Annotated in this window: 9 protein-coding genes; all 9 read right to left on the reverse strand. The window is 63.0% G+C overall.

Annotation, left to right across the window (positions count from 1 at the left end; translation table 11 throughout):
• Positions 1-106: 106 nt before the first annotated feature.
• Positions 107-793: a DUF2461 domain-containing protein gene (locus tag CIT31_RS11180; protein WP_095519324.1), complete on the reverse strand. Its 687-nt coding sequence runs from the start codon at positions 791-793 to the stop codon at positions 107-109.
• Positions 793-3,000 (reverse strand): NAD-dependent DNA ligase LigA, encoded by a 2,208-nt coding sequence (gene ligA, locus CIT31_RS11185; RefSeq protein ID WP_095518647.1) that lies wholly within the window; start codon positions 2,998-3,000, stop codon positions 793-795. The genes CIT31_RS11180 and ligA overlap by 1 nt, the downstream gene beginning before the upstream one ends.
• 138 nt (positions 3,001-3,138) lie before the next feature.
• Entirely contained in the window at positions 3,139-4,809 is a 1,671-nt protein-coding gene (gene recN, locus CIT31_RS11190) for a DNA repair protein RecN (RefSeq protein ID WP_095518648.1), read from the reverse strand.
• Between the two features lie 13 nt (positions 4,810-4,822).
• Positions 4,823-5,692 carry an outer membrane protein assembly factor BamD gene (locus CIT31_RS11195; protein WP_095519325.1) on the reverse strand — a complete coding sequence of 290 codons (870 nt, stop codon included), beginning with the start codon at positions 5,690-5,692 and terminating at the stop codon, positions 4,823-4,825.
• 203 nt (positions 5,693-5,895) lie between these two features.
• Positions 5,896-6,843 carry a UDP-3-O-acyl-N-acetylglucosamine deacetylase gene (gene lpxC / locus CIT31_RS11200; protein ID WP_095518649.1) on the reverse strand — a complete coding sequence of 316 codons (948 nt, stop codon included), beginning with the start codon at positions 6,841-6,843 and terminating at the stop codon, positions 5,896-5,898.
• Positions 6,844-7,115: 272 nt separating this feature from the next.
• On the reverse strand, positions 7,116-8,780 hold the full coding sequence (gene ftsZ / locus CIT31_RS11205; protein ID WP_095518650.1) for a cell division protein FtsZ: 1,665 nt from the start codon (positions 8,778-8,780) through the stop codon (positions 7,116-7,118).
• 67 nt (positions 8,781-8,847) lie between these two features.
• Positions 8,848-10,155 (reverse strand): cell division protein FtsA, encoded by a 1,308-nt coding sequence (ftsA, locus tag CIT31_RS11210; RefSeq protein ID WP_095518651.1) that lies wholly within the window; start codon positions 10,153-10,155, stop codon positions 8,848-8,850.
• A complete protein-coding gene (locus CIT31_RS11215; protein ID WP_095518652.1) occupies positions 10,152-11,093 on the reverse strand; it encodes a cell division protein FtsQ/DivIB in 942 nt (313 codons plus the stop codon). The genes ftsA and CIT31_RS11215 overlap by 4 nt, the downstream gene beginning before the upstream one ends.
• Entirely contained in the window at positions 11,081-12,007 is a 927-nt protein-coding gene (locus CIT31_RS11220; RefSeq protein WP_065010308.1) for a D-alanine--D-alanine ligase, read from the reverse strand. Before CIT31_RS11220 ends, CIT31_RS11215 begins: the two co-directional genes overlap by 13 nt.
• Positions 12,008-12,213: the final 206 nt, after the last annotated feature.

The raw sequence follows: 12,213 nt of genomic DNA on the forward strand, positions 1-12,213 counted from the left end.
AGCCACTCCTTGGGGAAAGGCCGTATGTAGGGAGCGCCGCCAGCCTTGTCACACCAATTCGCTTGAGCCAATCATCAGCGGAAATGATTGCTGGAACGCAGCCAGTCTACTCGACCTGGCCTTCAATCGCCCTGCCCCAGTCGAGCAGCGGCTTGGCCCGCAAGGCGAAATCGACAAGCTCGTCGACCAATGCCGGCCCATAGATTCCCGCAGGGTCGATTTCGTGCCGGACGGCGAAATGCCGGTTGCGGGTGGCCGCCGCGAGATCGGCCTCCGTGACATGCTCGAAGCCGCGTGGCGCTCGCTTCATGCAACCTTCCGCATCGAGTTCGAGACGGTTTTTCTTCAACGACTTCATGAGCGCCCGGAATTCGCCCGGCCGCGTCGCGACGGCGTTGCGCATCGCCAGCAACAGCGACGGCCCGGGCTGCCACCAGGCAACGCCGGCAAAGCAGCGCTCAAGCCCGATATGGACGAAGAATACCCCCTGCTCCATCTTGGTGCCGTCAGGCGAAAGGATCGCCGACAGATGCCGGTTGTAAGGACTTTTGTCCCTGGCGAAACGCACGTCGCGATTGATCCGGAACAGCGACTTCTTGCGATCGCCGCGCAAACCCAGCCCCGCTGCCGTGAAGCGCTCGGAGAGCGTTTCGATCAAATCGCCGAAGGGATCGCGCAGCTCGCGTTCGAAGAGGTCGCGGTTTTCCAGAAACCACTCCCGGCTCTGATGAAAATCGAGTGCCTTGAGAAGGGGAATGGCCTTTTGGCCGAAACCGTTAAATGCAGCGGCCATCATGCTCCTTTGCCGATCCGCTGCAACCAAGTGTCCTCATCGATCACCTCGATGCCGAATTTGGTCGCGTCCTTCAGCTTGGAACCGGCCCCTGGGCCTGCCACCACGAGATCGGTCTTCGCAGAGACTGAGCCGGCGACCTTCGCGCCGAGACGTTCAGCCATCGCCTTGGCCTCGGGGCGTGTCATCTTTTCCAGCGTGCCTGTAAACACGATCGTCTTGCCGGCGACCGCACTGCCGGCTGAGACGTTCACAATGTACGGCTTCGGGTGGACCTGCGCGAGCAAGGCTTCAAGCACGTCGTCGTTGCGTTCATTGCCGAAGAAATCGCGAAGCGCGCCTATCACCGTGTCGCCGATGCCATTGATCGATGGGAAAACGGTGTGTGGATCGGCCGCCGCCGCAGTCTCCTTGCCGATGCGGATCAACTCCTCAATGGTTGAAAAGGTTCGGGCAAGTACAGCGGCCGTGGTCTCGCCGATATGGCGGATACCCAGCGCGAAAATAAAGCGATCGAGTTCCGGTTCGCGGCGAGCGTCGATGGCGGCGAACAGCTTGTCGAGCCCTTCGTAGTTGCGTTCCTCCACACCGCGCACATTCTTGCGCGTCTTGCCCGATGCGGCCTCGCGCTGCCTGGCCTGCTCCTCGCGCCGCTCAGCCAGCGCCTTGGTCACGGCGGGACGGCGATCCCTAAGAGTAAAGATATCGGCGGCTGTTTTGATCAATCCCGCATTGAAGAACAGGTCTATGTTTTCGGCGCCCAGGCCTTCGATATCCATGGCGCCACGTGACACGAAGTGGCGCAATCCTTCCACGGCCTGCGCGGGACAGATCAGTTCGCCGGTGCAGCGTCGGCGCGAATCTTCCTTGCCGGTCTTTTCGTTGATCTCGCGCGTTGCGGGTGAGCCACAGATTGGACAGGTGTGCGGGAATTCGTAGGGCACGGCATCAGCGGGGCGCTTGTCGATAACGACGCTGACGATCTGCGGAATGACGTCGCCCGCCCGCTGGATGACGACTGTGTCGCCAATACGCACGTCACAGCCGTCGCGGATTGGCTGGCCGTTGCTGTCGAGACCCTTGATGTAGTCTTCATTGTGAAGCGTGACATTTTCGACCACCACGCCGCCAACCGTGACGGGCGCAAGCCGTGCAACGGGCGCCAGGGTGCCGGTGCGGCCGACCTGAATGTCGATCCTGAGCACGGTCGTCATTGCCTGTTCGGCAGGAAATTTATGAGCGATGGCCCAGCGTGGTTCGCCAGTGGCGAAACCCCATCTGCGCTGCAATTCCAACTGGTCCACCTTGTAGACGACGCCGTCGATGTCGTAGCCGAGCGACGAGCGCTGGGCCTCGATCAGGTGATAGTGCGCGACGAGATCGTCGACCGACTTCGCCCGCACCATCAGCGGGCTGATCTTGAACCCCCACTCAGCGAATTTTTGCACTGAATCGTATTGCGTCGGAGCGGGATCCTCTGACGTGTAGCCCCAGGCGTAGGCTAAGAACTTGAGGTTGCGGCTGGCGGTAACGGACGGATCCTTCTGACGCAGGGATCCGGCCGCCGTATTGCGCGGATTGACATAGTCCTGGCCGCCAACCGCCGCCGACCGTTCCTTCAAAGCCTCGAACTCCGCATAGGTCATATAGACCTCACCCCGTATCTCGATCACATCAGGCCAGCCCGAGCCTTTCAGGTGCTTGGGGATGTCGGCGATTGTCCTGAGATTGGCGGTGATGTCCTCCCCGACGGCGCCGTCACCGCGCGTTGCTCCCTGCACGAACACACCGCCTTCATAACGCAGCGAAGCCGATAGCCCGTCGATCTTCGGCTCAGCCGTGAACGCAATGTCCAGATCCTTGTCGCGATTAAAGAAACGCCGGCCGCGTTCGATGAAGTCGGCGACATCCTGGTCGGTATAGGCCTTGGCAAGACTGAGCATCGGCACCGCATGGCGCACCTTGGCAAAGCCTTCCGCCGGTGGCGCGCCCACTCGGCGCGATGGCGAATCCTCTAGCACCAAAGCGGGGAAGCGCTGTTCGATGGCGAGGTTGCGCTGCGTTAGCGCGTCATATTCCGCGTCCGTTATAACAGGTGCGTCCTCGGTGTGGTAGCGCCGGTCGTGCTCGGCGATCTCCGCCGCCAGCCGCTTTAGCTCGCTTGCGGCTTCGCTTTCGCTGAGCGAATCAACTGGTTTTTCGGCCATGCATTGCTCCCTTCCCGGTGGCGCGACACAATAGAACAGGATTCTCCCATGAGGGAGAGACCGGGACGAGAAAATCATTCCTGAACAGCGGGATGGAGCCACATCCTGACTCGATCCACAACGCCGAGCATGAGCTTGCTATGCTGCGGTGTTTTCCCGCAGCAGACGCTCGGCAGCCGCACGCGCCTCGTCGGTGATGGTCGCCCCGGCAAGCATCCGCGCGATCTCTTCCTGGCGCTCCGCCCGGTCCATCTCGGCAATGCCGGTGGCGACACGATCGGCCTCGCCCGATTTGGAGATCAGGAAATGCGTCGCCGCGCGTGCCGCCACTTGCGGCGCGTGCGTAACCGAAAGCACCTGCACGCGCTTCGACAGCCGCGCCAGCCTTTGGCCGATGGCGTCCGCCACCGCGCCGCCAACGCCGGTGTCGATTTCATCGAAGACCAAGGTCGGCGCCGAGCCGCGGTCGGCCAGCGCCACCTTCAGCGCCAGCAGGAACCGAGAAAGTTCGCCACCGGAGGCGACCTTCATCATCGGGCCCGGTCTTGTGCCGGGATTGGTGCGCACCCAGAACTCGACCTGATCGATGCCGTCTTCCATGCGGCTCTCGGCCTCACTTGCGATCTCGACGATGAAGGCTGCCCGTTCGAGCTTCAGTGCCGGCAGTTCGGCCATCACCGCCTTGGTCAAGCCGATCGCCGCCGCATGGCGAAGCGACGAAAGCTGTGCCGCCGAAATGTCGTAGGTCTCGCGCGCGGCGGCAGCTTGCTTCTCCAGCCCGTGCAGGCGCTCCTCGCCGGCGTCGAGATCGGCGAGATCGGCGGCCATCGTGTCTCGCAATTGCGCCAGATCGTCCACCGCCACGCTGTGCTTGCGTGAGGCGGCGCGCAGCGAAAACAGCCGCTCCTCGGCCTGTTCCAGCCGCCGCGGATCGTATTCGGTGGCGCGAAGTGCCGCTTCCACCCCCGACTGTGCCGCGTCGAGCGACAGCATCGCCTCATCAAGCGATTTGACCACGTCTTCGAGCAGGCCGGGTGCCTCGGTCACCTTGCGCTGCAGTCGCCGCAACAGGCTGGCGAGTTGCGGCAAGGGCGAGGACGGGCCCGAGAGCACATCTTGCGCGTCATGGATTTCCGAGGCGATCTTTTCCGCTCGCATCATCGAGGCACGCAGTTCGGCAAGGTCGGCTTCCTCGCCGGGCTGGGGGTCGAGCTTCGTCAATTCGGCGACCGCGGCGCGCAGATAGTCGGCCTCGCGGGCGGCCGCTTCCACCTTGGCGCGATGTCGCGAAAATTCCTGCTCGCACGCCCGCCAGTGCCGCCATGCCTCGCCGGTCGCCCGCACAGCGCCGAGATGACCGCCGAAGCTGTCCAGCAATTCGCGATGGGCGCCGGGATCGACCAGGGCACGCTCGTCATGCTGGCCGTGGATCTCAACCAGCGCGTGACCGACGTCGCGCATCAGTGTCACGCTGGAAGGCTGGTCGTTGACGAAGACGCGAGTACGGCCATCCGCCGTCTGCACGCGGCGCAGAATGATGTCGCCATCGTCCTCGATAGCGTTATCGGCAAGCAGCATGCGGGCAGGATGGTTGCGCGGCACGTCGAACACGGCGATGACCTGGCCCTGTGCCGCGCCATGCCGCACCAGCGAGGCGTCACCGCGGGCGCCAAGCGCCAGCGACAGCGCGTCCAGCAGGATGGATTTTCCAGCGCCGGTTTCGCCGGTCAGCACCGAAAGACCGGACGAGAAGTCGATGTCCAGCTTCTCGATCAGAACGATGTCGCGGATCGACAGTCTGGAAAGCATGGTGACGCGCCGCTCAGGCGCCGGTGATCAGCTTCCCGGCCTTGGCGATCCACGAGCCCGCATTCTCGCGCGGCTCGAGCCCACCAGTCTGCAGGAGCTTGTAGGAATCCTTGTACCACACGCTGTCGGGATAGTTGGTGCCGAGCACAGCCGCGGCAGTCTGCGCTTCCGATGTCAGCCCCATCGCATAATAGGTTTCGGTAAGGCGCGCGAGCGCTTCCTCGACATGGCGCGTGTTGGAATAGGTCTCCACCACGACGCGGAACCGCTTGACGGCGGCGATGTATTCACGGCGCTCGAGATAGTAGCGGCCGATCTGCATCTCCTTGCCGGCGAGCTGGTCGTTGGCGAAGCGGATCTTTTCCTTGGCGTCGTCGACATATTCGGAATCGGGCCAGCGCGTCACCAGATCCTGCATCGTCTGCACGGTCTGACGCGCTTCCTTCTGGTCCTGGGTGACATCCCTGATTTGCCGGTAGTAGCTGAGCCCGATGATGTACTGGGCATAGGCCGCGTCGTCGGTCGACGGATAGAGCGTGAGATAGCGCTTGGCCGAACCGATCGCCTCGGTATAGTTGCCCTGGCGATAGTCGGCAAAGGCGCCCATCACCATCGATTTGCGGGCGTATTCGGAATAGGGATGCTGGCGGTCGACCGCACTGAATTTGCGGCTCGCCTCCTGCAGGCGCCCGGCATTCAGATTGGCGAGGCCCTGATTGTAGAGAACGTCGGCCGGCTCGGTCTGCTCGACATAGGTCGACAGGTCGACATCCTTCTCGGACGACATGCAGGCCGACAGGGACAGCGATGGAACAACCACCGAAAGCGCCAGGAAAACAGCCCGATGCGGCGCTTTCGATTGACCAATTCGCTTGAAGAACATGATTGGATTCCGCCCTTTCGGCGTCATTTCAGTCGTCGGCAGCAGGCATAACCACAATCGCCGTGCCCGGCAACGCTATCTCCGGCCAATCGCACATTTTTGTGGCAGCCTAGCGCAGCCCGCACACTTGCGTGATTTCGCCGGCCAATGGTGCATTCATGCAACACACGCCGGCGGCCATAGAACCCGAAAAACGTTAAGAATCAGATCATCCAGGGTGCGTAGACAGGTGCATAGACGGCGCTCATCTCGGCGGTACGACCGCGCTCGCGGCGTGTCGTCTCGACGATCTCGAACGCCGAACGGTCCGACAAAAGGCGGCGCAGCGCTGCCGCATTCAGCCTGTGTCCGCCGCGATAGGAGCGGAAGCAGCCAATGAACCGGGCGCCGGCCAGCGCCAGATCGCCCATGGCGTCCATCGTCTTGTGGCGCACGAACTCGTTGGGATAGCGCAAGCCTCCCATGTTGATCACGCGGTTGTCGTCGCCGATCACCAGGGAGTTTTCCAGCGAGGAGCCGAGCGCATAGCCGGCTGCCCACAGCCGCTCGACGTCCTTCATGAAACCGAAGGTACGGGCCCGCGCGATATCGCGGCGGAAAATGTCGGCATTCATGTCGGATGCGAAGAGCTGACGGCCGATCGCAGGGCTTTCGAAATCGATCTCGATTTCGAAGCGCGTGCCGTCATAGGGCCTGAACTCCGCCCAGGAGGCACCGTTCTCGATGCGAACCGGCTTGACCAACCGGATATAGCGGCGCTTGACCGGCAGCGCGTCGATGCCCGCCTGGTCGATAGCCTCTACGAACGCCATGGCGCTGCCGTCAAGGATCGGAACCTCATGGCCGTCGATCTCGATGACGACATTGTCGATGCCGAGCCCGAAAAGCGTGGCCATCAGATGTTCGACGGTGGCGATGTGCTCGCCTGCCGGATCGCCGAGCATGGTGCACAGATCGGTAGCGCCGACCTCGGAAACGAGCGCACGGAACTCCCGGTCTTCGCTTCCATTCGAAAGCTGGAACACGACACCTGTATCAGCGTCTGCCGGCAGAAAATGAACGGTAACGGAATTGCCGCTGTGAACGCCGGTGCCGGTCAGCGTCGCACGCGATTTAAGTGTCGTCTGATAGTCGTGCAAAACAAACCCCATAGCCCATACTGCCTTCGTCCGCTTCATCAGCCCGAGGGCGCGGCTCTTTGATCGGCAGGCAGGGCCACTTCCCCGAATCCCAGCAAACCGACATTGCTCGGGCGAAGATAGTTGCCCGGCAGGAAGTCTCCAAATCACGGTTTCTTACTTTGTGTAACCGCGATCCGGAGCGGGTATAGTCTCGTAACACCTTGTTTTGCAACCGCTTTTAAGATTAACAGGCAAACAACTCTTTGTCTGCCTGTTAATAACTGTTACGGACCGTTAACAGATCAATTCGCCTGGCGGCGCAGGAACGCCGGAATCTCCAGCTGATCGTCTTCTTGGACAGCCCTGCTGTGCGGCGTCAGCCGGCCTTGGTCGTCCAGCTGGCCGCGGCGTGGCGCGTAAAGCTGCGGATCCTGGCTGGCAAGGCGACGCACCTCGGGTGCCGCCTGGCGCAGTTTCGGCTCGCGCGGCTGCGCCGGCTGCAGTCGTGCGGGCTCTTCTTCGCGGCGGGTAAGGCCGTTCGTCAGGCGCTTGAGCAGTCCCATCGGTCCGCTGTTCTCGTGGTCGGCCGGACGGCTTTTGGCTTCCACCTCGGCTTTAACCACCGGCGGAAAGTCCTCAACGCGCGGCATGCGCTGGGGCGCTGCGGCTGCCGGCTGAAGCACTTCACGCTGCGGGGCAGGCTGCATCGCCTGCTGAACCATTGGCTGCACCATCGGCTGCGGCTGGGCCGGCGGAGCCTGGAAGATCTTGCTCTGCGGACGAAAATCTTCCGCCTGGGCAGCTGGCGCGGGACGCGCCATCGCCGCGGCATTCGCCTCGGCGAGCTGGATTGCCTCTGCTACAGGATCGACGGCGCGTGGCTCGTAGCCCGCCTGCTGGACAGGCGCCGGACGGTTTTCCGTGACCGGAGCGGCCGGGCGACTGACCGGCTTTGGCGGAGCCGTGCGGATGGCGATCGGCGCGGCGGCGATTTCGGCCGCCGATTTGTCGATGCCGGTGGCGACCACCGAGACGCGAATGACGCCTTCGAGGTCCTCGTCGAACGTCGCACCCAGAATGATGTTGGCCTCCTGGTCGACCTCCTCGCGAATGCGGGTCGCCGCTTCGTCGACTTCGAACAGGGTCAGGTCGCGGCCGCCGGTGATCGAGATCAACAGGCCCTTGGCGCCCTTCATCGAGGTCTCGTCGAGCAGCGGGTTGGCGATCGCGGCTTCGGCGGCGGCCATGGCGCGGCCCTCGCCGGAAGCTTCGCCCGTCCCCATCATCGCCTTGCCCATCTCGCGCATGACCGAGCGGACGTCGGCGAAGTCGAGGTTGATCAGCCCTTCCTTGACCATCAGGTCGGTGATGCAGGCGACGCCGGAATAGAGCACCTGGTCGGCCATGGCGAAAGCGTCGGCGAAGGTCGTCTTGTCATTGGCCAGCCGGAACAGGTTCTGGTTAGGGATGACGATGAGGGTATCGACGCATTTCTGCAATTCCTCGATGCCCAGATCCGCCGTCTTCATGCGGCGCTGGCCTTCGAAATGGAATGGCTTAGTGACGACGCCGACGGTGAGAATCCCCTTCTCACGCGCAGCACGTGCAACGACCGGCGCGGCCCCCGTGCCGGTGCCGCCGCCCATGCCGGCAGTGACGAAGCACATATGGGTGTTGGAGAGGTGGTCGACGATCTCGTCGATGCATTCCTCCGCCGCCGCGCGCCCGACTTCCGGTTGCGATCCCGCCCCCAGGCCCTCGGTGACATGCGCGCCGAGTTGGATCAGGCGGTCCGACTTGGACATGGTCAGCGCCTGCGCGTCGGTATTGGCGACCACGAACTCGACGCCGCGCAAGCCAGCAGTGATCATGTTGTTGACGGCATTGCCGCCGCCGCCGCCGACACCGAACACGGTGATACGCGGCTTGAGCTCGGTGATATCCGGCTTCTGCAGATTGATGGTCATTGTCTCCGTCCTTTGCCTTTCCCGCCGCTTCGCCGCTGCGGCCGCCTATGGGGCTGTCCCCGTCAATTTAAAAACTGTCTCTCAACCACTGACTCATTCGATGCAGTTTTCCGCCCGTTCCGGTCATCCTGAGACCAGAAATTCCCTTCGCCGGATGGCTCTCGAAATTCGCCATCTGCGGGTAGATCAGAAGCCCGACCGGCGTCGAGAAAGCCGGCCCCTTGGCCGCCTCCGGCAGGCCCGCCACACCGAGCGGACGGCCGATGCGCACATTGCGTCCGAGAATGCGGCGCGCTGCCTCGGGCAGGCCGGAAAGCTGGCTGGCGCCGCCGGTCAGCACGACGCGCTTGCCGACGGCGTTGCCGTAGCCGGACCTGTTCAGCCGGTCGCGCAACAGTTCGAGCGTCTCGTCGACGCGCGCCCGGATGATGCGCGTCATCACCGAACGCGGTATCTGCAGGGGCACCTCGCCATCCTCGCCGATCGGCTGTATCGAGACCAGGTCGCGGTCGTCGGCACTGCCGGGCAGCGCCGATCCATGCATCACTTTCAGCCTCTCGGCGGCGTCGAGCGAGGTCGACAGGCCCTTGGCCATGTCCAGTGTGACGTGGTTGCCGCCGATGGCGATGGCGTCGCCATGAACGAACTTGCCTTCCGAAAACACCGAGATCGTCGTGGTGCCGCCGCCCATGTCGATGCAGGCCGCGCCCATTTCGAGTTCGTCGTCGACCAGTGCGGCAAGCCCGCTGGCATAGGGGGTCGCCACCATGCGCTCGACCGAGAGGTGTGAACGGTTGATGCAAAGCTCCAGATTGCGCAAGGGTGCCGCATCACCCGTCAGCACATGCATGTCGACGCCGAGCTGGTCGCCGACCATGCCGCGCGGATCACGCACGCCGCGCTCGGCGTCCAGCGAAAAGCCGACGGGAAGCGAATGGATCACCTCGCGCTCGGCCCGCAGCGCCTGCTTGGCGCCGGCGGCAAGCACACGCTTGATGTCGGCCTCGTCGGCCTCATGGCCGCCGAGGTTGATGGTTGCCGAGAAGCTTTCGCTCTTCAGCCGGCCTGCCGTCATGTTGACGATCAGTGAATCGACGGTCAGCCCGGCCATGCGCTCGGCGGCATCGACGGCAAGACGGATGGCGTGCTCGGCCCTGTCGAGATCGATGACGACACCCGATTTCACGCCTTGCGATTTCTGGTGGCCGATGCCGATCACCTGGATGCGATGCGAGCGCCCGCGCAGCAGCATGCCGTCCTCGCGCGGCTTGAGCTTGGCCACCACGCAGCAGACCTTGCTCGAGCCGACATCCAGCACCGTCATGATGCCGGACCGGCGCGACGAGGCATCGCTGTTGCCGCCAAGCCAGCTCATATCTTCGTCTCCGCCTTGCGCTTCGGCATTTTCGGCTTTTCATTAAGCGCGGCCTGACGCTGCGTCGCCGCCTCGGGCGTCAACTGGACGACGAGGCGATCGGAAAGGCGCATGTCGACGGCGGCGATATCGCGCGTCAGCAGCCCGTTCTCTCGGTCCATCCTGACCAGATCGGCGATCGCCTGGTCCTCGCCATCCTGGGGAAGCTTGACCGTGATGCCGTTTTCCAGCTTCAGGTCCCAACGCCGTTCGCCGATGCGGATATAGCCCTTGATCCGTGCGGCAAGCTCTGGATATTTCTTGATCCTGGCCAGGAAATCCGGCGCCTTGGCCGGCGCGCCGGTGCCCACAATCAGCGGCAGCAGCGACTGCTTGCCGCCGGAGAATGGCGCGATCACGGCGCCGGACCGCTCGATGACGGAAAGCTTGTTGCCCTGCTGCCAGAGCGCAAAAGGCTCACGCTCCTCGATGCGCACCTCCAGCGTGTGCGGATAGACCTTGCGCACCGCCGCAACCTCGACCCAGGGCAGCGTGGCTATGCGGCCCCGCGCGGCTTCGGCATCGAAGCCGATCAGCGACGTCCAGCCATCGAGCTGCATCCTGTCGAGAATGTCGATCTCGGAGGTTGCGCGGTTGCCGACGACCTTGATCTGGTCGACGGCAAAGCCGGTGCGGGCAGTAATGCCCTGGACGACACCGTCGACATGTCCGCCGAGATAGGCGCCATAGGCACTGCCCGATACGAGCAGCGCCGCCGACAGCATGGCTGCGAAAAACGGCGGCACCTCGAAGTCGCCCTCGCCCAGGCGCGCCAGCACGCGCGCCGGCCGGCGAAGCAGACGCGGCAGCACAAAATGGTCGAACGACAACGGCACACCGAACAGCGTCGGCCCGGCCGCGCCCTTCCCCTTGCCCTGTCCCCACTTCAACGCAGACACGAAGCGTCCTCCACCATCCAACTCAACAAATCGCCGAACGAGTGTCCCGCCTGCGCGGCGATTTCAGGCACCAAGGATGTCGGCGTCATGCCCGGCTGAGTGTTGATCTCGAGCCAGACAATTTCACCGTTCTCGGAGTGTCGATCATCATAACGGAAGTCCGACCGGGAAACGCCCCGGCAGCCGATAGCTTGGTGAGCCTTGAGCGTCAGTGTCTGTATTTTTTGGTAAATATTCGGTGAAATTTTTGCAGGGCATTCGTGTTTTGATCCGCCCGCGACGTATTTTGAATCATAGTCGTAGAAGGAATGGCCGGTCGGTATGATCTCGCACACCCCGAGAGCCACGTCGCCCATTACCGCGCAGGTCAATTCCCGCCCGTGCACATAGCGCTCCACCATGACGGTATCGCCATACTTCCAGTCGGATGAACCGATGACCTGCGGCGGATGCGACTGACCTTCGTGCACGATGACGACGCCGAAGCTCGATCCCTCATTGACCGGTTTGACGACATAGGGCGGCTTCATCGGGTGCTTGTTCTGGATGGCGAAGCGATTAACCACCTTCGATTCGGCAACCGGGATGCCGACGGACTTGGCGATCTTCTTGGCTTGTTCCTTGTTCATGGCAAGCGCCGAGCCGAGCACGCCGGAATGGGTGTAGGGGATGGCAAGATATTCGAGGATGCCCTGGATGGTGCCGTCCTCGCCGAAAGGGCCATGCAGCGCATTGAAGGCAACATCAGGCTTGAGCTCAGCCAGCACCGATCCGACATCGCGAGAGACGTCGACGCGAGTGACCTGGTAGCCTTCCCTCTCGAGCGCGTCAGCACAGGCTTTCCCCGAAGACAAAGACACGGGCCGCTCGGACGAGAATCCACCCAGAAGGACGGCCACGTGCTTGCTTTTCATTTCCCGTCATTCCCTCTCACGGCGGGCCCTCTTACGGTGGGTCTGCATCTCACATGCCCCCAAAGGGCCACACACTCAAACGCTCGGAGCAGTCCCCGCCCCCATGATTTCCGCAACATCGAGTCCCCGAGCCTCCCGGCAGGTTGCCCTGACGAAAAAAACGCTGGTGACGCGTCGAAACGACTCAAATCAGGAAACGCTTCAGG

Source organism: Mesorhizobium wenxiniae (assembly GCF_002284535.1).
GTDB classification, from domain to species: domain Bacteria; phylum Pseudomonadota; class Alphaproteobacteria; order Rhizobiales; family Rhizobiaceae; genus Mesorhizobium; species Mesorhizobium wenxiniae.